This window comes from Burkholderia sp. SIMBA_051 (genome assembly GCF_046534915.1).
GTDB classification, from domain to species: Bacteria; Pseudomonadota; Gammaproteobacteria; order Burkholderiales; family Burkholderiaceae; genus Burkholderia; species Burkholderia ambifaria.
This window is the reverse complement of the sequence record NZ_JAWRXS010000768.1, coordinates 1-242: the sequence shown is the minus strand read 5'-3', so window position 1 is coordinate 242 and position 242 is coordinate 1. Positions and strand designations below refer to the sequence as shown.

General features: G+C 70.2%; 1 protein-coding gene. It reads left to right on the top strand.

Annotation, left to right across the window (positions count from 1 at the left end; all coding sequences use genetic code 11):
* The coding region (locus SB771_RS36545; RefSeq protein WP_410722227.1) for a carbohydrate ABC transporter permease at nt 1-242 on the top strand (242 nt) is incomplete at both ends.

The following is a 242-nucleotide window of genomic DNA, read 5'->3' as shown; positions in this document are numbered from 1 at the left end:
CTGGGCATGGCTCGGCCTCGGGCAGATCGCGTGGGCGGCGGACCCGTGGCTCGCGCGCATCGTGGTCGTGATCGGCGATACGTGGCAGTGGGTGCCGTTCATGTTTCTCGTGTTGCTGGCCGCGCTGGAAGGCACGTCGCGCGATCAGATCGAGGCCGCGCAACTCGACGGCGCGTCGAGCTGGCGCATCTTTCGCGACGTGATCTGGCCGTCGATCGCGCCGGTCGCCGCGAGCGCGGTGC